General features: G+C 60.3%; 18 protein-coding genes. 9 read left to right on the top strand and 9 right to left on the bottom strand.

What is annotated here, in order from left to right; translation table 11 throughout:
• Positions 1-37: 37 nt before the first annotated feature.
• Entirely contained in the window at positions 38-1,036 is a 999-nt protein-coding gene (locus AC3Y64_RS11660) for a bile acid:sodium symporter family protein (RefSeq protein ID WP_489987556.1), read from the bottom strand.
• 85 nt (positions 1,037-1,121) lie between these two features.
• On the opposite strand from AC3Y64_RS11660, the gene AC3Y64_RS11655 reads away from it, so the two are divergent.
• On the top strand, positions 1,122-1,910 hold the full coding sequence (locus tag AC3Y64_RS11655) for an AraC family transcriptional regulator (RefSeq protein ID WP_489987555.1): 789 nt from the start codon (positions 1,122-1,124) through the stop codon (positions 1,908-1,910).
• 126 nt (positions 1,911-2,036) lie between these two features.
• Positions 2,037-3,740: an amidase gene (locus tag AC3Y64_RS11650; protein WP_489987554.1), complete on the top strand. Its 1,704-nt coding sequence runs from the start codon at positions 2,037-2,039 to the stop codon at positions 3,738-3,740.
• 44 nt (positions 3,741-3,784) lie between these two features.
• Here AC3Y64_RS11650 and AC3Y64_RS11645 read toward each other — a convergent pair whose 3' ends face one another.
• Positions 3,785-4,729, bottom strand: a complete 945-nt coding sequence (locus AC3Y64_RS11645) for a Dyp-type peroxidase (protein WP_489987553.1) — start codon at positions 4,727-4,729, stop codon at positions 3,785-3,787.
• 173 nt (positions 4,730-4,902) lie between these two features.
• Between AC3Y64_RS11645 and AC3Y64_RS11640 the strand changes: the two genes are divergently transcribed.
• Positions 4,903-5,877, top strand: a complete 975-nt coding sequence (locus AC3Y64_RS11640) for a TerC family protein (RefSeq protein WP_489987552.1) — start codon at positions 4,903-4,905, stop codon at positions 5,875-5,877.
• A gap of 152 nt (positions 5,878-6,029) precedes the next feature.
• On the opposite strand, the gene AC3Y64_RS11635 is transcribed toward AC3Y64_RS11640, so the two are convergent.
• Entirely contained in the window at positions 6,030-7,313 is a 1,284-nt protein-coding gene (locus AC3Y64_RS11635; RefSeq protein WP_150707268.1) for an arsenic transporter, read from the bottom strand.
• 154 nt (positions 7,314-7,467) lie between these two features.
• A complete protein-coding gene (locus tag AC3Y64_RS11630; RefSeq protein ID WP_038366013.1) occupies positions 7,468-8,025 on the bottom strand; it encodes an NADPH-dependent FMN reductase in 558 nt (185 codons plus the stop codon).
• Positions 8,026-8,208: 183 nt separating this feature from the next.
• On the opposite strand from AC3Y64_RS11630, the gene AC3Y64_RS11625 reads away from it, so the two are divergent.
• Together AC3Y64_RS11625 and AC3Y64_RS11620 are read left to right on the top strand one after the other, a co-directional pair.
• Positions 8,209-8,439: a hypothetical protein gene (locus tag AC3Y64_RS11625; RefSeq protein ID WP_489987551.1), complete on the top strand. Its 231-nt coding sequence runs from the start codon at positions 8,209-8,211 to the stop codon at positions 8,437-8,439.
• An 85-nt stretch (positions 8,440-8,524) separates the two neighbouring features.
• Entirely contained in the window at positions 8,525-9,418 is an 894-nt protein-coding gene (locus AC3Y64_RS11620) for a LysR family transcriptional regulator (protein WP_489987550.1), read from the top strand.
• Here AC3Y64_RS11620 and AC3Y64_RS11615 read toward each other — a convergent pair.
• From AC3Y64_RS11615 to AC3Y64_RS11595, 5 genes are all read right to left on the bottom strand, one after another.
• Positions 9,384-9,998: a GNAT family N-acetyltransferase gene (locus AC3Y64_RS11615; RefSeq protein ID WP_122594327.1), complete on the bottom strand. Its 615-nt coding sequence runs from the start codon at positions 9,996-9,998 to the stop codon at positions 9,384-9,386. The genes AC3Y64_RS11620 and AC3Y64_RS11615 overlap by 35 nt on opposite strands.
• Before the next feature lie 14 nt (positions 9,999-10,012).
• Complete coding sequence (locus tag AC3Y64_RS11610) at positions 10,013-12,268, bottom strand: Orn/Lys/Arg family decarboxylase (RefSeq protein WP_489987549.1); 2,256 nt, start codon at positions 12,266-12,268, stop codon at positions 10,013-10,015.
• Between the two features lie 189 nt (positions 12,269-12,457).
• The gene (dnaQ, locus tag AC3Y64_RS11605; RefSeq protein ID WP_489987548.1) at positions 12,458-13,216 is read right to left on the bottom strand and encodes a DNA polymerase III subunit epsilon; all 759 of its coding nucleotides are present in this window, start codon (positions 13,214-13,216) and stop codon (positions 12,458-12,460) included.
• A gap of 192 nt (positions 13,217-13,408) precedes the next feature.
• Entirely contained in the window at positions 13,409-13,879 is a 471-nt protein-coding gene (gene rnhA, locus AC3Y64_RS11600) for a ribonuclease HI (protein ID WP_123441684.1), read from the bottom strand.
• Positions 13,880-13,971: 92 nt separating this feature from the next.
• Positions 13,972-14,730, bottom strand: a complete 759-nt coding sequence (locus tag AC3Y64_RS11595) for a class I SAM-dependent methyltransferase (RefSeq protein WP_489987547.1) — start codon at positions 14,728-14,730, stop codon at positions 13,972-13,974.
• 66 nt (positions 14,731-14,796) lie between these two features.
• Between AC3Y64_RS11595 and gloB the strand changes: the two genes are divergently transcribed.
• The 4 genes from gloB to AC3Y64_RS11575 all read left to right on the top strand — a co-directional run bounded on the left by gloB (position 14,797) and on the right by AC3Y64_RS11575 (position 20,974).
• Positions 14,797-15,564, top strand: coding sequence for a hydroxyacylglutathione hydrolase (gloB, locus tag AC3Y64_RS11590; RefSeq protein ID WP_489987546.1), 768 nt, complete (start codon positions 14,797-14,799; stop codon positions 15,562-15,564).
• Positions 15,565-15,663: 99 nt separating this feature from the next.
• Positions 15,664-17,127 (top strand): transglycosylase SLT domain-containing protein, encoded by a 1,464-nt coding sequence (locus AC3Y64_RS11585; protein ID WP_489987545.1) that lies wholly within the window; start codon positions 15,664-15,666, stop codon positions 17,125-17,127.
• 176 nt (positions 17,128-17,303) lie between these two features.
• Complete coding sequence (locus AC3Y64_RS11580) at positions 17,304-19,136, top strand: extracellular solute-binding protein (protein WP_489987544.1); 1,833 nt, start codon at positions 17,304-17,306, stop codon at positions 19,134-19,136.
• A complete protein-coding gene (locus tag AC3Y64_RS11575) occupies positions 19,133-20,974 on the top strand; it encodes an extracellular solute-binding protein (RefSeq protein WP_489987543.1) in 1,842 nt (613 codons plus the stop codon). The genes AC3Y64_RS11580 and AC3Y64_RS11575 overlap by 4 nt, the downstream gene beginning before the upstream one ends.

Here is a 20,974-nt window from a genome sequence, read left to right as displayed (position 1 = left end):
GATCGCAGCCTGCGGCAGCTCCTACAACACCATCATGTTATGGATCAACCCGCGCCATCAGCTCCGGCACCGATTCCGGCCGTTTCGCGTAGCGCTGAGCGAGCACCGCGCAGACCATCAACTGGATCTGATGGAACAACATCAGCGGCAGAATCAACACGCCAATCGTGCTACCGGCAAACAGCACCTGCGCCATTGGCACGCCGGTGGCCAGGCTCTTCTTTGAACCGCAGAACAGAATGGTGATGCGGTCTTCCTGATTGAAACCAAAAGCCTTGCCCAGCAGCGTCGCGGCCACTAGCACCAACGCCAGCAGAATGCAGCACACCACCACCAGGCCGAGCAGGTCGACCACCGGAATCTGATGCCAGATGCCTTCGTTGACCGCCTCGCTGAACGCGCCGTAAACCACCAGCAGAATCGAACCCTGATCAACGAACTTCAGCCAGTTCTTGTTGCGCCCCACCCACGCACCGATCCAGCGACGGGCGATCTGCCCGGCAATAAACGGCAGGAGCAATTGCACGCTGATCTTCAGGATCGCATCGAGGGTCGAGCCGCCGTCACCGTGAACGTTGAGCAACAGCGTCACCAGCAACGGCGTGAGGAAAATCCCGAACAGGCTCGAGGCCGCTGCGCTGCAAATTGCGGCCGGAATGTTGCCTCGCGCCAACGAAGTGAAGGCAATCGCCGATTGCACCGTGGCTGGCAACGCGCAGAGGTAGAGCATGCCCATGTACAGCTTGTCGCCGACCAGCGGTGACAATAGCGGCTTGAGCGCCAGCCCCAGAATCGGGAACAGCACAAAGGTCAAACCAAACACCAGCAAATGCAGTCGCCAGTGGCCCGCGCCGGCGATGATCGATTCGCGGGACAGCTTGGCGCCGTGCAGGAAAAACAGCAGCGCGATGGCGAGGTTGGTCAGCCAGCCGAAGCCGACCGCTACCTGACCGCTGGCCGGCAGAAAACTGGCGAGCAGCACGACGCCGATCAGGGTCAGGGTGAAGTTGTCGGGGAGGAATCGTGGGCGCGTCATGGTTTACTCATCCGGGGGGTTGCCAGTACGTGACAGCGACTCTAACGTGACTGCAAATTACCGACTAACGCCGAAGATCCTCCAGATGCCGCCAAAAGGACACGACAAAAGCGTCAGACGCAGCATTCCCGGGCTGCCCAGCCTGCCGCGTCCGCTGTACGGACGCACCGAATCGCTGCCTAATCGTGCGCTGACCCGACGCCACAGTCACCCGTGGGTGCAATTGTCCTACGCGATTCAGGGCGTGCTCGAAGTGCAGACCAGCGCCGGGCGCTTCGTCGCGCCACCCGAGCGCGCGGTGTGGATTCCGGCGGGTGTGCCGCATCGGGTGTTCAGTTCGCCGCACACCGAGATGCGCAGCCTGTACATCGATTGCAGCGTCGCCGGTTGGGCGCTCGAGCGTTGCCATGTGCTGGGTGTCAGCGATCTGCTGCGGGAGTTGATCCGCGCCTTCAGTCTGGTGCCGGTGGAATATGACCAGAGCGGCGCGCACGGGCGGCTGGCGCAGGTGATCCTCGACCAGTTGGCCGATGCACCGCAAATCGACCTGATGCTGCCGCTGCCGCAAGACGCCCGCCTGAAGCAGATCTACCAGAGCCTGGAGCAACATCCGGAACAGCAGACCACGCTCAGCCACTGGAGCGAAAAATTCGGCGTCACCGAGAAAACCCTGACCCGTCTGTTTCTGCGTGACACCGGGCTTACCTTCCGCGCCTGGCGTCAACGCTTGCGCCTGCTCGGTGCACTGACACCGCTGGAGCGTGGCGAGCGCGTCACCGACGTGGCGTTAGCATGCGGATATGACTCGACTTCGGCGTTTATTTCAGCGTTCCGCCAACAGTTCGGAGAGACACCGGGAGAGTTTTTCCGCTGAATAACCCGATAATTATCGAACTTGCACATGCCTTTGCTCAAAGTTCAGGGTAGAGTTACACCCATCGAAAATCTTTCGCACGTTCCACAATAAAAACCTTTTTGAGAACCTGACGGCGGTAATGACATGATCGAAGTCACTGAAGTTTCCATTGCCCAATTGCGCGCTGCGCTGGAAGCCGGCCAGACCACTTCGGTCGAGCTGGTGCAAGCTTATCTGGCGCGAATCGATGCCTACGACGGTGCTGACACTGCCACCGCGCTCAACGCCGTGGTGGTGCGCAACCCTGATGCGCTGAAAGAAGCGCAGGCTGCCGACGCGCGTCGCGCCAAGGGCGAAACCCTCGGCCCGCTCGATGGCATTCCTTACACCGCCAAGGACAGCTACCTGGTCAAGGGCCTGACGGCAGCCTCCGGAAGCCCGGCATTTGTCGACCTTGTTGCCCATCGCGATGCATTCACTATCGAGCGTCTGCGCGCTGCCGGAGCGATCTGCCTGGGCAAGACCAATATGCCGCCGATGGCCAATGGCGGCATGCAGCGCGGCGTCTATGGTCGCGCCGAAAGTCCGTATAACGCCGATTACCTGACGGCGCCATTCGCCTCCGGCTCGTCCAACGGCGCCGGCACCGCCACTGCCGCCAGTTTCGCCGCGTTCGGTCTGGCTGAAGAAACCTGGTCGAGCGGGCGCGGCCCGGCGTCGAACAACGGTTTGTGCGCCTACACGCCGTCGCGCGGGGTGATTTCGGTGCGCGGCAACTGGCCGCTGACCCCGACCATGGACGTCGTGGTGCCGTACGCGCGCACCATGGCCGACCTGCTCGAAGTGCTCGACGTTGTGGTCGCCGAAGACACCGACAGCCGTGGCGATCTGTGGCGCCTGCAACCGTGGGTGCCGATCCCGAGCGTCACGTCCGTGCGCCCTGCGTCCTATGCCGAACTGGCGGTTAAGGCCGACGCCTTGGCCGGCAAGCGCCTGGGCGTGCCGAAGATGTACATCAACGCTGACCCCGAGGCCGGCACCAGCGCAGAACCTGGCATCGGCGGCCCGACCGGGCAACGCATCAACACCCGCGAGTCGATGATCGACCTGTGGAAGCAGGCGCGCGCCGCGCTGGAAGCGGCCGGCGCCGAAGTCATCGAAGTCGATTTCCCGCTGGTGTCCAACTGCGAAGGCGACCGCCCGGGCGCGCCGACCGTGTTCAATCGCGGCATTGTCTCCAAAGAGTTTTTGCACCACGAACTGTGGGATCTGTCGGCCTGGGCGTTTGACGACTTCCTGCGCGCCAACGGCGACCCGAAGCTCAATCGTCTGGTTGATGTCGATGGGCCGAAAATCTTCCCCCACGACCCAGGCACGCTGCCGAACCGTGAAGGCGATCTGGCCGCCGGCATGGACGAATACGTGCGCATGGCCGAGCGCGGCATCACGCCGTGGGATCAGATTCCGACGTTGCCGGACGGTCTGCGTGGCCTGGAGAAAACCCGCAAGCTCGATCTCGAAGACTGGATGGACGCGCTGAAACTCGACGCGGTGCTGTTCCCGACGGTGGCCGACGTCGGCCCGGCGGATGCCGATGTCAATCCGCAATCAGCCGACATCGCCTGGAGCAACGGCGTCTGGGTCGCCAACGGCAACCTCGCGATTCGTCACCTCGGCGTGCCGACCGTGACCGTGCCGATGGGCGTCATGGCTGACATCGGCATGCCGGCCGGTTTGACCTTCGCCGGTCGCGCCTATGACGATTCGACGCTGCTGCGCCTGGCCTCGGCGTTTGAATCGACGGGCTCCAAGCGCCTGGTGTCACCGCGCACGCCGCCGCTGTCCTGAAACAAAACGGGGTGGGGACTGTTCAGTCTCGACCCCGTTTGCCGTTATCGATCCGCCAACTCTTCCAGCAGATCGGCTGACGGCACGAAATACAGACCACCGGTGACGGCGGTGCTGAAATCCAGCAACTTGTCGTAATTGCCCGGCGGTTTACCGACGAACATGTTTTCCAGCATCTGCTCCATCGGTTCCGGTGAGCGCGCATAGCCGATGAAGAACGTACCGAACTCCCCCGCTCCCGGCCGACCAAACGGCATGTTGTCGCGCAGGATCTTCACTTCCTCGCCCGCCGCATTGGTGATCGTGGTCAGCGCACTGTGGGAATTGCTCGGTTTGACGTCTTCCGCCAATTCGATATCCGACAGTTTTGTGCGACCGATCACTCGCTCCTGAGCCTCGACACTCAAACCGTTCCACGCCGTCATGTGGTGCAGATACTTTTGCACCAACACGTAACTGCCGCCGCTGAAGTCCCGATCTTCGTCACCGACGATGGTGAAATTTACCGCTTTGCGCCCGACCGGATTCTCCGTGCCGTCAACAAATCCGATGATGCTGCGCATGTCGAAATAGCGGAAACCCTGAACCTCGTCGACCACCGTCACCGCGTCGCCGAGCACGGCCATGATCTGTGTGGCCAACTCGAAACACAGGTCCATTTGCTCGGCGCGGATGTGCAGCAACAGGTCACCCGGCGTGGCCGGTGCGTGACGCCCTTCGACGCCGAACTCGCGAAAACCGTGCAATGACGCCGGTCGCGGACTGCCAAACAAACGATCCCAGGCATTCGACGAGAACCCGCAGATACACGTCAGGTTGCCCGCCGGGACACGCTTGCCGACCGAACGCACCAGCCCGGCAACATCACCGCACCAGCCCTTCACTGTTTGCGCTGCATCGGCGCCTGGGTTCAGCGTTGCGACGATGAAAATCGCGCTGCTGGTGATCGGGCTGCCGACGGCTTGAGGTTCCAAAGGGTCGTTGCTCATCGCTGAAATGGCCGCTCTACAAGAGATGGATGAGAAAGGTTCGGTGCGCGATTACCGCCCGACACTTCGTTTTTTTCGAACTGTTGCGCAGAAATAAACGATTTTTCTTTGCCGCAATGTCGTCGCTAGCATGACCTCGTCTGACTCTAAACCAATAAGACAGGGAGCGTGACATGCCAGCCACGAACATCAATATCGGCGAGCCGTGGATGTGGGGCGCCTTCATCGTTTTCGTTCTTGCCATGCTGGCATTGGACCTGTTTGTTTTCGGCGGGCGCAAGGCGCATCGCGTGTCAGTGCGCGAAGCCTTGTCCTGGGTCATTGCCTGGTGCCTGCTGGCCCTGAGTTTCGCCGGGTTGCTCTGGTGGTATCTGCACGGTGAGTTCGGTGCTGACATCGCCCGGCAGAAAAGCCTCGAATTCCTCACCGGCTATTTGATCGAGCAATCGCTGTCGATCGACAACATGTTCGTCTTCGTGATGATCTTCAGCTATTTCGCTGTGCCGCCGGAACTGCAGCGCCGCGTGCTGTTGTACGGCGTGCTAGGAGCGATCGTGATGCGCGCGGTGATGATCTTCGCCGGCGTCTGGCTGGTGTCGCAGTTCGAATGGCTGCTGTACGCCTTCGGGGTGTTCCTGATCATCACCGGGATCAAGATGCTGGTGTTCGCCGAGCAGCAGCCGGATCTCGACAACAACCCCTTGCTGCGCTGGGTACGCAATCACATGCGCATCACCAGCGGCTTTCATGGCGAGCGTTTTTTCATCCTGCAAAACGGCGTGCGCTGGGCGACACCGATGTTCCTGGTGCTGGTGTTGATCGAAGCCAGCGACTTGATGTTCGCGGTCGACAGCATCCCGGCGATCTTCGCCGTCACCACCGATCCGTTCATCGTCTTCACCTCGAACATCTTCGCGATCATGGGATTACGCGCGCTGTATTTCCTTTTGGCCGACATGGCTGACCGCTTTCATTTGCTCAAGTATGGGCTGGCGATTGTGCTGGTGTTTATCGGCGGCAAGATGGTCCTGATGCCGTGGCTGCACATGCCGGTGGAGTGGTCGCTGGCGGTGGTGGGTGCGGTGATTTTCGGGTCGGTGCTGCTAAGCCTCGTCATCACCCGAGATGCCGAACGCAGCACCGAATGACCCAACGCAAAAACTTCTGGGACCTGGCCTTGCTGGCGGTAGCGGTGAGTCACCGACCATACCGCTAGCAGGGCTAGCCCCCGCACTGGATCTGAGGTGCTCACAAGATCCTTGTGGGAGCTAGCCCTGCTAGCGATTGAGGCCGACTCGGTCTAAAGCGACAGCCGCACCGCCAAAGCCGCCAACGTCACCAACAACACCGGCACCGTCAAAACAATCCCGACCCGGAAGTAATACCCCCAGCCAATGTGAATCCCCTTGCGCTCCAGCACATGCAGCCACAGCAACGTCGCCAGGCTACCAATCGGCGTAATCTTCGGCCCCAGATCGCTGCCGATCACGTTGGCGTAAATCATCGCTTCCTTGATCACTCCGCTCGCCTGGCTCGCATCAATCGACAACAACCCGATCAGCACCGTCGGCAAATTGTTCATGATCGACGACAGCAACGCCGTCAGCACACCGGTGCCCATGGCCGCGCCCCACACGCCGTGACCTGCGAAGACATCCAGCCAACCGGCCAGATACCCGGTCAGCCCGGCATTGCGCAGACCGTAGACCACCAGATACATGCCCAGCGAGAAAATCACGATTTGCCACGGTGCCTCTTTCATCACCTTGCGCGTGGAAATCTTGTGGCCACGGGCAGCGATGCCCAACAGCAGCGCGGCGCACACGGCAGAAATCGCGCTGATCGGAATGCCCAGCGGCTCTAGGGCAAAACAGCCGATCAACAGAATCGCCAAGACCGCCCAACCGGCATAGAACGTGGCTTTGTCGTGGATCGCGGTTTCCGGGTGTTCAAGCTGCTCCGGGTCGTAGGCCTTGGGAATGTCGCGGCGGAAGAACCACAGCAGCATGCCCAGCGTCGCCGCCACGCTGACGAAGTTGACCGGCACCATCACCGCCGCATAACGATTGAAGCCGATGTGGAAGAAGTCCGCCGAAACGATATTGACCAGGTTCGACACCACCAGCGGCAGGCTCGCGGTATCGGCGATAAATCCGGCGCCCATGACGAACGCCAGGGTCGCGGCCGGGGAAAAACGCAGCGCCAGCAACATCGAAATCACGATTGGCGTGAGAATCAGCGCCGCGCCGTCATTGGCAAACAACGCCGAAACCAACGCACCGAGCAGCACCATGAAGGCAAACAGCTTGCGCCCACTGCCCCGCCCCCAACGCGCCACATGCAGCGCGGCCCAGTTGAAGAACCCGGCTTCGTCGAGTAGAAGACTGATGATGATCAGCGCAACGAACGTGCCGGTGGCATTCCAGATGATCTGCCAGACCAGCGGGATATCGCTTAGATGCACGACGCCGAAGATCAGCGCCAATACAGCGCCAAGCGTCGCGCTCCAGCCAACGCCGAGGCCTTTGGGTTGCCAGATGACAAGGGTAATGGTCAGCAGGAAAATCAGCGACGCAGCGAGCATCCACAGCAGCCTTAAATCGGAATGGAGTATTGAAGCCAACACAAAAACCTGTAGGAGTGAGCCTGCTCGCGATAGCGGCGTGTCAGTCGACTGATCGGCAACTGACATACCGCTTTCGCGAGCAGGCTCACTCCTACATTGTTCCGTGTATGGCTTATTTTTTGTGTTGTTCTACGAATTGTCCGTAGGCATTGATAAAACTCTGCAGAAAAGGTTTCACCGACTCGCTCAACTTGCCCGCCTCATCAAACGCCGAACCCGCACCACCCAGGTACGCTTCAGGCTGCTGCATGCACGGCACATTGAGAAACACGAACGACTGGCGTAAATGCTGGTTGGCGCCGAAACCGCCGATGGCGCCGGGCGAGACGCTGATCACCGCTCCCGGCTTGCCACTCCACACCGCTTTGCCATAAGGCCGCGAGCCAACGTCGATGGCGTTCTTCAATGGCGCGGGCACCGAGCGGTTGTACTCGGGCGTGACAAACAGCACCGCGTCGGAAGAACCCACTTTTTGCCGGAAAGTGCTGTAGGCTGCCGGCGGTGAATCACCGTCGATGTCTTCGTTGTAAAGCGGCAGATCGCCTATCTCGACAATCTCGAGTTTGAGATTCGCCGGGGCCAGCTCCGCCAGTGCCAGGGCGACCTTGCGATTGATCGATGCTTTGCGCAGGCTACCGACCACTACCGCGACGTTGTAGACATTGCTCATGGAAGACTCTCGATTGTCCGTGGGAGGAGCCAATAGTTATAGATGATCCGGTGACGATTCCACCAGCACCCGAGGGAAATACCCGCGTGTTGATTATTTTTTTCCTGTAGGAAAACTTACAGGCCTTGATGACGGTCTACCAAGCCGCAAATCAAGCGTTTTATCTCCAGAGGTTCTAAGCAGATGGCAGCAGTACTCGTCGGTCAGTTCCATGCAAGAGATGCGGAAGGCCGCGTTTATTCCGTGCATGAATTCCAGGAATCCAACCCGTCGGCGGACGGTCTCACTGGCTCGGAGCCGATTTACAAGCTGGCCATTGGCGATCGCGTCAACAAAGTCAGTGACAACGAGTTTCTTCTGGTTCAATCAGGCATCACCCTGATCCGCGAACCTGAGCCAACCGTCGCTTCATAACTCGTCGTTATGAGCAGAAGTCATATGCGCAGACTTGGGGTAGGATTCAGCCACTGACCCCACCTGCTGAACATGGACTTCACGCATGCGTTTACGTCATATCGAAGTGATTCAGGCGCTCTTGCAGACCGGTCACCTGGGCACTGCCGCCGAATGGCTGCAGTTGCCAGTGACCGAGGTCGAAGAGCGTTTGCGCGAAGCCGAGAGTCAGTTGGGGTTCATGCTCTTCGCCAGTGTGCGCGGGCGCTTGCAATCGACGCCCGAAGCGCGGGCATTGCAGGTTGAAATCGCCCACGTCTACGAAGCGCTGGAGCCAGTGCAGCGTTTGGCCAGCAGCCTCAAACAATACCTCGCCCCGCCTCTGCGCATCATCGGCACCCCGCCGCTGGCGCAACAATTACTCCCACAAAGTCTCGCCGCCCTGCGCCGACGCCTGCCCGATGCACCGTGCAGCCTGCTCAGCGCGCCGACCCGCGATATCGTCCGCAGCCTGTTGTTGCGTGAAAGCGATCTGGGCCTGGGCCTGCACGACCCCGAACATCCCGACATCGATTGCCGGCCACTGGCCCAGGGCAAGCTGCAACTGCTCGCGCCCCACGGTTGGCTGCAACCGAAACAGAAATACATTTCCCTGGCGGATCTGGCCGGTCAGACCATGGTCGGCCTCGAAGGCCAAGACCCGCTGAGCCCGGCGCTGGAAAACAAGCTCCAGGCCCTGCGCCCGGCGCCGAGCATCCAGACCCGCGTGCAAACCCATCAGATGATGCGCAGCATGGTCGAGGCCGGTGAAGGCCTGGCCATCGTCGACCCGTTCACTGCGTTGGGCGCGCGCGCAGGCGGGCTGGATGTTTGTCCGTTGTCGCCCGCCGTGCCGATCAGTCTCTATGCCTTGACCTTCAAGCACGCCGCGCAGTCATCGGCGATTCAGGCGTTACTCGCAATCATCACGGAACAAGCCGAGGCGATGTTGGCGAGCTGAGGGAGTTCTCCAGCGGGTTATCGAACAAGCGATACCAGAACAACGCCACTTCAGCGGTGTTCGGGTCGATACCGCGATAGCGCAACTGGTCGACACCGCCAATCACATAGCCACAACGCTCATACAAGCGACAGGCACCGAGGTTGTTGTTTTGGGTTTCGAGCATGATCCCCGGCAGCTTTTTCTTGCGACTCCAGAACTGCGCGACATCGAGCAAGGCTTTCGCCACACCGTGCCGCCGCGCCGGTGCATGCACCGCTAACTCGTCGATATGAGCGAAGCCGTTCCAATTGGTGCTGATCACCAGATGGCCGACCGGTTCGTCGTCCAGATACGCCATGAAAATCGCGCTATCGGGTGCGTTGTGAAACGCGCTGAATTCCTCCGGATCGATGCCATAGCACTTGCGGTACGGCACGATCGGCGTCACTCGCCATTGCTCGACCGGCTGGCCAATCACGGCGGCGCCATAGGCGGCGACTTCGAAACTGAAATCGCTGCCCCAGATATACGGCGCGAAGCCTTCATCGGCGACCCGCACCGATAGCCCTGGGTATTTCGGATTCATGACCGGTCGCATGCTCGCAAAGCTCCTCATTCCTTGACGCAATCGACGGTGTATTGCCGCCCATTGCCTTCATCTTCGTGCTGCAACCCATGCACATCCGCGACAAAACCGGGGAAGCTGCTATCGAACGTGCGAGCAAATTTCAGGTAATCGATGATCGAGCGAGTCGATTCAGTAAAGCGTTCGCCGGGCATGATCAACGGAATGCCGGGCGGGTACGGCACCAGCATCACTGCAGCGATGCGGCCTTCCAGCTCATCGATTGGCACCGCCTCGACTTCGCCGCGTACCAGATGATCGTAAGCGTGGGCGGGTTTCATGGCGATTTCCGGGAGTACGGTGTACATGCGTTTAAGGTGTTTGGCCGTGGCATTGCTGCGGTAACAGGCGTGCAGTTGATCGCACAAGTCACGCAGGCCCATGCCGCGATAACGCGCCGTGTCTTGTTGCGCGACGCACGGCAGGCAGGTATCGAGGCGCACGTTGGCGTCGTAACTGCGCTTGAACTCCAGCAATTCGGTGAGCAGCGTGCTCCACTTGCCCTTGGTGATGCCCATCGAGAACAGCACCAGGAATGAATACAGGCCGGTTTTTTCCACGACCAGCCCACGCTCCCAGAGAAATTTGCTGACCACCGCCGCCGGAATGCCCTTCTCGCTGAGCGCGCCACCGGCATTCAGGCCCGGCATCACCAGCGTGACTTTGATCGGGTCGAGCAACACATAATCGTCGCTGACCTCGCCGAAACCGTGCCAATCGGCATCCGGTTGCAACAACCAATCTTCGGTCTGTACGCGATCGATGCCTTCGACGCCCGGCGGCTGCCAGATCGAGAACCACCAGTCATCAGCGGCAATGTGCTGACGCAGATTGGCCAGCGCACGACGGAAGCTCAGCGCCTCATCGAAGGTCTCCTGCAACAGCGAACGCCCGGCCGGGCCTTCCATCATCGCCGACGCCACATCCAGGGAGGCGATGATGCTGTACTGCGGCGAGGTCGAGATATGCATCATGAATGCTTCGTTGAAACGGTCGCGATCCAGTTGCCGCGCCCCGCCATCCTGCACATGGATCATCGAAGCCTGACTGAATGCCGCGAGCAGTTTGTGCGTGGAATGAGTGGTGAACACCAGCGGGCTGGTGTCGCTGCGCGAAGTGGCCATACCGTAACGCCCGGCGAAAAACTCGTGAAACGCCGCATACGCGTACCAGGCTTCGTCGAAATGCAGGACTTCGACGCTGTTGCCCAGACTTTGCTTGATCAGTTCGGCGTTGTAGCAGAGGCCGTCATAGGTAGAGTTGGTGACCACCGCGAGTTTGACTTTCGGCTCACGGCCCTTGGTCAGCGGACTGGCGTCGATCTTGGCCTGGATCGATTCGCGGCTGAATTCGCTGAGCGGAATCGGCCCGATAATGCCCAGCTCATTGCGCTCCGGACACAGGTACAACGGGATCGCGCCGGTCATGATGATCGCGTGCAACACCGACTTGTGGCAGTTGCGATCGACCAGCACCAGATCATCGCGCCCGACCATCGAGTGCCAGACAATCTTGTTGGCGGTCGAGGTGCCATTGATCACGAAAAAGGTGTGATCGGCACCAAAATTACGCGCCGCCCGCGCCTCGGCTTCAGCCAGTGGCCCGGTGTGATCGAGCAGCGAACCGAGTTCCGGCACCGACACCGACAAATCCGAACGCAGGGTGTTTTCGCCAAAGAACTGGTGAAACGCCTGCCCCACCGGACTCTTGTGATACGCCACGCCTCCGCCATGGCCGGGGGTGTGCCAGGAATAATTGGAGTCCGCCGTGTGCTGCACCAGCGCCTTGAAAAACGGGGGCAGCAAACCGTCCAGATACTTGCGCGCCGCCCGAGCGACCTGCCGGGCGAGAAACGGCACGGTGTCTTCAAACAGATAGAGAATGCCGCGCAATTGATTGAGCTCGGCCATCGCGTCGGCAGGGGCGTTTTCCAATGTGACTTGTTCGCCCAGGGCAAAGATCGGCAGATCCGGGGCACGCACCCGCGCCAGACCGATCAGTTCGGCCATGTTCTGCAAGAGATGGGAGTTGGTGCTGGCGTCTTCGGCGGCAATCAGCATGCACGCGAGGCCATGATGGGTCGACGCGACCAACCGCCCTTCGGTGTAGTCAGTGGCCGAAACGATACTGAAACCTTCCTGCTCCAACTCCCGGGCGATGCCACGGATGCGGTCACCGGCGACCGTGTCGGCCTTGATGTCGCGATGGACGATCAACACCGGAAACTTCAAATCTTTGTACATGAGGCTCAGTGTCCTGAGGCGGCAGGTTTGAATCTGCCAATGCACTCAGGGTAGAGGGTTGCAGCGAATGTGGCGAGGGTGGCCAGTTGGCTTCATGTCCTTATAAAGCAAAAGATCGCAGGCTGCGGCAGCTCCTACAGGGAACGCATTCTCATGTAGGAGCTGCCGCAGGCTGCGATCTTTTGCTCTTCAGGCCTGCGCGTCAGCCTCAGCAATCTGCGTCCACATCGCCGGGCCGCCCGCCGATTTGGCGATAATCTCCAACCGCACCAGATGCGCCGCCAACTCATCTTCAGTCGCACGAATGATCCGCGCAGGCTGGCGATCCGCCGGCAGCCGGCGAATCTCGGTGGCCGAGTTGTCCGCGCCATCGCCGGTGCCATTGCCGTCAGAAGCGTTGCCGGCCAGCGACAGGCTGGTCTGGCCACCGGTCATGGTCAGGTAGACGTCGGCAAGAATCTCCGAGTCGAGCAAGGCGCCGTGCAGTTCACGGCCAGAGTTGTCGACGCCGTAACGTTTGCACAAGGCATCGAGGCTGTTGCGCTGACCCGGGTGACGTTCCCGGGCCATCATCAAGGTGTCGAGGATCGAGCAATGCTGAGTGATGTCAGCACGATCCTGCTGGCCCATGAGCGCGAATTCGTTGTTGATGAAGCCAACGTCGAACGCCGCGTTATGGATGATCAGCTGTGCGCCCTTGATGAACTCGAAGAACTCATCGGCGACTTCGTTGAAACGCGGCTTGCCGACGAGGAATTCATTGGTGATGCCGTGAACGCCAATCGCGCCCTCATCACTCTCACGATCCGGTTGCAGGTAAACGTGAAAATGCCGGCCCGTCAGGCGCCGACCGATCAGTTCGACACAGCCGATTTCAATGATCCGGTGACCATCGGTCACCGGCATGCCGGTGGTTTCGGTATCGAGTACAACGGATCTGGTGGCCATCAGTGCTCAGCTCTCAACGGGTCGATCTTGCAAAAAACGCGGATGTTAACACGCTCGGCGGGGTGTTTCAGTCAGACCGTGTCGCCTCAATCGCTAGCAGGGCTAGCTCCGACACTGGATCCGTGGCTTCCACAAATCCCCTGTGGGAGCCAGCCCTGCTGGCGATTGAAGGCACCACGGTTATCGGGGAAATCAGCTCTGTTTGTAACCGCGCACTTCATCCACCCCACGGTTAGCCAACTGGTCAGCCCGCTCGTTACCGTGATGGCCGATGTGCCCGCGCACCCATTTCCAGGTGACTTTGTGGCGATTGACCTGCTCGTCCAGCTCTTTCCACAGGTCTGCATTTTTCACCGGTTCTTTTGCCGCCGTTTTCCAGCCGCGCTTCTTCCAGTTGGCCATCCACTCGTTGATGCCCTTCATCACGTATTGCGAGTCGGTCACCAGCAGCACGTCGCACGGACGTTTCAAGGCTTCGAGGCCACGGATGGCGCCGAGCAGTTCCATGCGGTTGTTGGTGGTATTGGCTTCGCCGCCCCACAGTTCCTTTTCAACGCCCTTGCACACCAGCAAGGCGCCCCAGCCGCCCGGGCCGGGGTTGCCTTTGCAGGCGCCGTCAGTGAACAGTTCTACGGTGTCGACGCTTTCAACGCTTTCGCTCATGCCACTCTATCCAGAATTGATGTTTGCCCCACCGATCACGGATCGACAATGGCCGAGGCCGGAGCAAGTCCGGCCACATATAAAAAGAAGGTTTACGGTTCGATGCGGCGGCGATTGACCTTGGCCATCGGCAGCGGAATCAGCTTGCCCATCGGCTCGCGGCGCTCCTGGCGCAATGGCCTGAGGCCGACCACGATCTTGCGCGCGACCAATAAATAGAAGCCGCCGCCCGACAGTTGCCAGTCACCGGCCTTGCGTTCCCAGCCGGCCAGACGGGCCTGCCACTTGGGCGACGCGAGCGGCGGACGATAGCACCCGAAGCGGCGTTTCTCCAGCGCAAAGCCCAGCAGATTGAGCCAGTCGGCGACCCGCGACGGCGAGATGCAACGCGCCTGGCGCAACGCGTCGTGGGCGAACACATGACGCAATCCCCAGGTGCTCCACGGATTGATGCCGATGATCAACAGATGCCCGCCGGGGCGCACGCTGCTTGCCGCTTCACGCAGCAAACCGTGGGGTGACAGGCAGAAATCCAGACCATGCTGCATCACCACCACGTCCGCCGCATGCTCGCTCAGCGGCCAGGCTTGCTCTTCGCAGACGATCTCGACCCCCGGCAGCGGCGCGCCCAGACGCACGTTGCGCTGCACCTGCGGCGCTGACGGTGGGGTTTGCGCCGACGGCCCGTAATGCACCAGATAACCACCAAAGAAGCGGCCCAGCTCGTCGTCGAGCATGCGCCGCTCTTCATCCAGCAGAAATTGCCCGAGCGGCCCCGACAGCCATTCACGGGCGGCGCTGATCAACGCCAGCCAGTCCGGATCAGCCTGAGCGAACGCTTTATCGGTCATGTCATTCTCCAACGCGCCAGGAACTACTAAGATGCGCCAATGTTTTCCGCTTGGCGAATTCCGACGATGATACAGATCAGTGCCCTGCCCGCGTTCACCGACAACTACATCTGGTTGTTACAAGACCACCGTACCCAACGCTGCGCGATGGTCGATCCGGGCGATGCCGCGCCGGTTCTGGCATGGCTGGAAGCCAATCCGGGCTGGGTGTTGAGCGATATCCTGATCACCCACCATCACCATGATCACGTCGGTGGCGTCGAACGCCTGAAGGCGGCGAGCGGCGCAAAAGTCTATGGCCCGGCCAGCGAAAGCATCCCGGCGCGTGATGTGGCGCTCAAGGACAACGACAGTGTCAGCGTGCTCGGCTGGGACTTCGCTGTCTATGCGGTGCCCGGTCACACCCTCGGGCACATTGCCTATTACCACCATGGTCTGCTGTTCTGCGGCGACACCCTGTTCGCCGCCGGTTGTGGCCGACTGTTCGAAGGCACGCCGGAGCAGATGCATCACTCGCTCAGTCGTCTGGCCGCTTTGCCGGAAGATACGCTGGTTTATTGCACCCACGAATACACCCTGAGCAATCTGAAGTTTGCCGCTGCCGTCGAACCGGGCAACCCGAACATTGCCGCCCGTCTGGAAAAAGTCACCCAGCAACGGCAAAACGGCGTCATGACCCTGCCGTCGACCATTGCCCTGGAAAAGCTCACAAATCCGTTTTTGCGAACCGGTGAAACATTAGTTACACAAAAAGTGGACGAACGGGCAGGCGCTCAAAACCGGGCGCCGAGTGAGGTTTTTGCGGCTCTGCGGGCTTGGAAAGATAAGTTCTAAGCCCCCCTCTGCTTGGTACAAAAATTCTGAATGGTTGACCTCGGGGGGTGTGCTTTCTAGAATCGCCCGACATTTTTGCCCGGAACTTACTTCCAGCCAATGTCGTCATCCATACGTAAGTCCGTCAATTCAGACGCATTGACCCGCCTGGCGCAAGCCATCGCGGTGGCTGTGTCCGCCACGCTGGCGGGCTGTTCAAGCCATGCTCCGCAGACTGAAGCGACCCATACGCCGAACATTGCTGCGCGAGCCAAGCAGAAGCCGATCTGGCTGACCGAGAAGCCCAGCCCACAGGTTCCCCAGGATATCTGGGAACGCATGCGCCAGGGCTTCCAGTTGCAGGAAGGCCTCGGCGTGAACCCGCGCATCGAGCAACAGCGCCTGTGGTTCGCCAGCAATCCTTCTTTCCTCGAGAATGCCGGCGAACGCGGCAGTCTCTATATCCACTACATCGTCGAACGCCTCGAAGAACGCAACATGCCGCTGGAACTGGCCCTGCTGCCAGTGATTGAAAGCGCCTACAACCCGATGGCCTATTCCCGGGCCGATGCTGTGGGTCTGTGGCAATTCATTCCTTCCACCGGGCGTTACTTCAACCTGCGTCAGACCCGCTTTTACGATGGCCGCCGCGATATCACCGCTTCGACCACCGCAGCGATGGATTACCTGACCCGTCTGCACGACATGTTCAACGGTGACTGGCTGCTGGCCCTGGCGGCGTACAACGCCGGTGAAGGCACGGTCAGCCGCGCCATCGAACGCAACGAAAAGCTTGGCCTGCCCACCGACTACTGGAACCTGCCGCTGCCGGCGGAAACCCAGGCGTACGTGCCGAAACTTCTGGCACTGTCGCAAGTGGTACTGGCGCCGGAAGCCTACGGGGTCAACCTCAACCCGATCGCCAACGAACCGTACTTCCAGGTCGTCGAAATCAACCAGCGCATGGACCTGTCCAAGGTTGCCGCGGTGGCCAACATCGACGAAGACGAACTGTTCCAGCTCAACCCGGCGTTCAAGCAACGCACCACCATCGACGGCCCTCAGCATTTGCTGGTGCCGACGTCGAAGGCGCAATTGCTCACCGCCAGTTTGCAGACCATGCGCCCTGACGAGCTGATCAGCCCGCGCTCGCTGAAACCGGTGTTTGAAGGCGCTGATCCGTCGGAAGTGGCCAAGCTCAAGCGTGCTTATCGCGTGAAGCGCGGCGACAACCTCGGCTCCATCGCCAAGGCCAACAAGGTCGAAGTGAAGGATCTGCAGCGCTGGAACAAGCTGACCGGCAAGAACCTCAAGATCGGCCAGACCCTGGTGATGCAGGACAACACCAAGCGGGCCCCGGCGCGCAAGTCCGGTCGGGTCAACACCGTGGTGGCGGCCAATAGCAAGACCAAAGGCAAGAGCGACAGCGAGCAGCAGACCCAATACAAGGTCAAACGCGGCGACACGCTGTACGTCGTGGCCAAGCGATTCAACGTCGAGATGCAGCATCTCAAGCGCTGGAATCCAGGTGCGGGCAAGGCATTGAAGCCGGGGCAGATGCTCACGGTTTATCAGCCGCACTGATTGTAAAATCAAAAGATCGCAGCCTGCGGCAGCTCCTACATCGATCACTGTAGGAGCTGCCGCAGGCTGCGATCTTTTTTTTGCATTAACACAGCATTAACCCGCATCTTTTTCCTGTCCAGACAAGCTGTTACTGTACGGCCCACAAAGCCCAAGCCGCCTGGATCGGATCTGACTTGAAGCGTCCCCTCCTCCTGCTCCTGATCAGCCTGGCCTTGAGCTCAACGGCAAGCGCGACGATTACCGAAAGTCACGGTTATGCGCAGTTCGGCACGCTCAAGTCCCCGGCCAGATTTACCCACTTCGACTGGGTCAACCCGCAAGCGCCCAAGGGCGGTACGTTGCGGGTGATGGCGTTCGGCACCTTCGATACGGTCAACCCGTACACCTTCAAGGGCACCAGCCCGGTCACCACAGCGAATTTTCTCCAGTACGGCATCAACGAGCTGAACGAGCCGCTGATGGTCGGCACCGGCCAGTACTCGCCGTCCGGTGACGAGCCAGCGTCCAGCTATGGCCTGATCGCGCAGTCGGTGGAATACAGCGAAGATCGCAGCTGGGTCGTCTTCAATCTGCGTCCCGAGGCGCGTTTCCACGATGGCACGCCGATCACTGCCTACGACGTGGCGTTCTCCTATCGAACGCTGCTCAAGGACGGCCATCCGCTGTATCGCACCGCGCTGCAGGAAGTGCTGCGGGTCGACATCCTCAACAAACAGCGGATTCGCTTCGTACTCAAGCGCTCGGGCAATCCGCTGTTGATCCTGCGCCTCGGTGAACTGCCGGTATTGCCGCAGCATTACTGGAAGGACCGCGACTTCAAAGCCACTACTTTCGAGCCGCCACTGGGCAGCGGGCCGTATCGCATCACCTCGGTGACGCCGGGCCGGCAGCTGATCTTCGAACGGGTCAAGGATTACTGGGGCAAGGATTTGCCGGTCAATCGCGGCAAGTACAACTTCGATCGCATGGAAGTCGAGTTCTACCGCGACAGCGATGTCGCCTTCGAAGCGTTCAAGGCTGGCGAGTTCGACATTTACATCGAGCATCAGGCGAAGAACTGGGCCAACGGCTACAACTTCCCGGCCATACGCCGTGGCGACGTGATCAAGGCGCAGATCCCCCACCAGATCCCGACCCAGAGTCAGGGCCTGTTCATGAACACCCGCCGCGCCACGTTTTCTGACGTGAAAACCCGCGAAGCACTGGGCCTGATGTTCGACTTCGAGTGGACCAACCGTGCGCTGTTCAGCGACGCCTACAAGCGCACCACCAGTTACTACCCGAACAGCGAATTCCGCGCGAGTGGTCTGCCGGTCGGCCATGAATGGCTGATGCTCAAGCCGTATAAAGAGCAACTGCCGGCCAAGCTGTTTACTGAACCGTTCACTCTGCCGCAAACCGATGGTCGCGGCATCCCGCGAGAAACCATGCGCAAGGCCTTGGCCCTGCTCGCCGAGGCTGGCTGGAAGCTCAACGGTCAGCGTCTGCAAAACGCCAATGGCCAACCGTTGAGTTTCGAACTGTTGCTGGTTAACCCGAATCTTGAGCGGATCCTGCAGCCGTACATCGAGAACCTCAACAGCATCGGCATCGACGCGCGTCTGCGCACGGTCGATCGCGCGCAGTACAAACAACGCCTCGATCAGTTCGATTTCGACATGATCCTGATGACGCTTAACCAGACCCTCAGCCCGGGCCTTGAGCAGTGGCAGTACTTCCACTCCAGCCAAGTGAACGTCAAGGGCAGCAAGAATTACGCGGGCATCGCCAACCCGGTGGTCGATCACCTGCTCGAACAATTGCTCGCCGCGCGCACTCGCGACGAACAGGTCGCCGCCGGCAAGGCGCTCGACCGCGTGCTGCTCTGGCAGCACTACAGCATTCCCAACTGGTATCTGAATTATCACCGCCTGGCCTACCGCAATCGGTTGGCCTTCGTCACCACACCGCCCTACACCTTGGGCCTGAGCGCGTGGTGGCTGAAGTCTTCGGAGAAAGATCGATGAACCCTATCCGCACCCTGCTCGTCCAGGCCGGCGGTTTGCTGTTCGCCGGGCTGGCCTGCGCCGCCCCGCAACACGCCGTGACCCTGTACAACGAGCCGCCGAAATACCCGGCCGATTTCAAGCAATTCGATTACGTGAACCCCGACGCACCCAAGGGCGGGATCTTCCGTCAGGCCGGTTTCGGTGGCTTCGACAGCCTCAACCCGTTTATCAGCAAAGGCGTGCCGGCCGATGACATCGGGCAGATCTACGACACCCTGACCAAACACAGCCTCGACGAGCCGTTCACTGAATACGGGCTGATCGCCGGCAAAATCGAAAAGGCCCCGGACAACAGCTGGGTGCGTTTCTACCTGCGTCCCGAAGCGCGATTCCACGACGGCCACCCAGTACGCGCCGACGACGTGGTGTTCAGCTTCAACACGCTGACCAAGGAAGGCTCACCGATGTTTCGCGGCTACTACAGCGACGTGTCCGAAGTGATCGCCGAAGACCCGCTGAAAGTACTGTTCAAGTTCAAACACAGCAACAACCGCGAGTTGCCGCTGATCCTCGGCCAGTTGCCAGTGCTGCCGAAACACTGGTGGGCCGATCGCGATTTCAACAAGGGCAACCTGGAAATCCCCCTCGGCAGCGGCCCGTACAAGGTCGCCGAAGTGAAGGCCGGTCGCTCGGTGCGCTACGAGCGGGTCAAGGATTACTGGGGCAAGGACTTGCCGGTCAACCGTGGCTTTTACAACTTCGACACGATGACCACCGATTACTACCGCGACAACACGGTCGCCCTCGAAGCACTGAAGGCCGGTCAGTTCGATTACTGGCTGGAGATGACCGCGAAAAACTGGGCCAACGCCTATAACATCCCCGCCGTCACCGAGGGCCGGTTGATCAAGGAACAGATCGCCAACAGCAACCCGACCGGCATGCAGGGCTTCGTCTTCAACCTGCGCCGCCCGCTGTTCCAGGACGTGCGCGTGCGTCAGGCGCTGGGTCTGCTGTTCGATTTCGAATGGACCAACAAGCAACTGTTCAACGGCGCCTATTTCCGCACTCGCAGTTATTTCGAAAACTCGGAAATGGCCGCCACCGGCCTGCCCGATGCCGATCAGCGGGCGATCCTCGAGCCGTTCCGCAGCAAGCTGCCGGCGCAGGTGTTCAGCGAAGCGTTCGACAATCCGAAGACCGATGCCAGCGGCATGATCCGCACCCAGCAGCGCGAGGCCTATCAACTGCTGCAAGAGGCCGGCTGGAAGATCGTCGACGACAAAATGGTCGACGCCACCGGCAAACCGGTGGTCATCGAGTTCCTGCTGGCGCAGACCGAATTTGAACGGGTTCTGCTGCCGTTCAAGCGCAACCTCAGCGACCTCGGCATTGATCTGGTGATCCGCCGCGTCGACGTCTCGCAGTACATCAACCGCGTGCGTTCGCGGGATTTCGACATGATGGTCGGCAGCTTCCCGCAGTCCAACTCGCCGGGCAACGAACAACGCGAATACTGGATGAGCGCCGCTGCCGACAAGGCCAGCAGCCGCAACACCATGGGCCTGAAGGATCCGATCGTCGATCAACTGGTCGAGAACCTGATCAACGCCGATTCGCGCATCAGTCTGGTGGCCCACGCCCGTGCGCTGGATCGCGTACTGCAGTGGGGCTTCTACGTGGTGCCCAACTGGCACATCAAGACCTGGCGCGTGGCTTACTGGAATCACATCGGCCACCCGAAGGTCTCACCCAAGTACGACATCGGCATCAATACCTGGTGGGTCAAGCCTGACGCGAAACCGGCGGTAGAAGTCGAAACCAAACTGCAAGCCGACCCTGCGGGCACGGAGTAA

The organism is Pseudomonas sp. 4CAES_32.4 (assembly GCF_058136335.1).
The sequence above is the reverse complement of the archived record's forward strand: the minus strand, read 5'-3'. Positions and strand labels throughout refer to the sequence as shown.